Here is an 804-nt window from a genome sequence, read left to right as displayed (position 1 = left end):
GCTGCGATTGGGGAAATCCATACTTAATTGAACTCGAAAGCCAATTTATAGACCCTGATGAATACGAGAAAATAATAATTCGATAAATCAGAAATAAAGGAAATTTAAAATGGATCTAGAAATCGAACTGAAACAACTTGAAAGCTATTATGAAATTTGCAGTTATAACGGAAAATTAATCGCGGAAAGCCTAATTCATGGTATTAACTGCATTTTAAAAGGCAAAGAAAGAACCGTTGACATTCACGATTCAACAAGGGAAGAGCTAGAAGAACGAATTTATAATTTTTATCTGAATATTGACGAACATTTAACAAATCGATACAAATAATGAGTGATATAAAAGGTCGTCTGAAATTTTCAGACGACCTTTATTAATTCGCAGACCCAACCACGCCGCCACGAGCTGCAAAATCCTTACCCGCTTCGACATAGCCGTCGTACATCAAATTTTGAGGACTTTTCCCGCCAAGACTGAGCACCTGACCCGAATCATCACTCATTGGCTGAACATTTGCATTCTTAACAACATCCCTGCTATTTTCCTTGTATGGATTGAACGGCAAGCCGTTTCTTACATAATCGTTACAGGTTTTTTTGTCTATCTCTTTAATGACCGTACCCTGAGAAGAATAGCAGGAACAACCCGATTTTCCGCCAGATATACACGCAACAGGATATTCAAACTGCTTAACCTGTCTAATCTGATCATACAACGGCTTAGACTCAACCATACCTTCTATTTTAGGCTTTAACATATCTTCAGTCAGGTTTTTATTCTGATTTGGTGCTATCTGACCGCCT

The 804-nt window shown here is 37.7% G+C and carries 1 protein-coding gene and 1 pseudogene; one reads left to right on the top strand and one right to left on the bottom strand.

Going from position 1 to position 804, the window contains the following annotated elements; all coding sequences use genetic code 11:
- Positions 1–109: 109 nt before the first annotated feature.
- Positions 110–331 (top strand): hypothetical protein, encoded by a 222-nt coding sequence (locus HMPREF3052_RS00230; protein WP_070747555.1) that lies wholly within the window; start codon positions 110–112, stop codon positions 329–331.
- 43 nt (positions 332–374) lie between these two features.
- On the opposite strand, the pseudogene HMPREF3052_RS00225 reads toward HMPREF3052_RS00230, so the two are convergent.
- Positions 375–804: pseudogene (locus HMPREF3052_RS00225) on the bottom strand (zonular occludens toxin); the annotation flags it as partial.

The sequence above is a fragment of the Neisseria sp. HMSC056A03 genome (assembly GCF_001815685.1).
Classification (GTDB): domain Bacteria; phylum Pseudomonadota; class Gammaproteobacteria; order Burkholderiales; family Neisseriaceae; genus Neisseria; species Neisseria subflava.
The sequence above is the reverse complement of the archived record's forward strand: the minus strand, read 5'-3'. Positions and strand labels throughout refer to the sequence as shown.

Bases quoted from the DNA above. Each gene is read 5' to 3' on its own strand.
- HMPREF3052_RS00230 (WP_070747555.1), top strand. From the start codon at position 110: ATGGATCTAGAAATCGAACTGAAACAACTTGAAAGCTATTATGAAATT.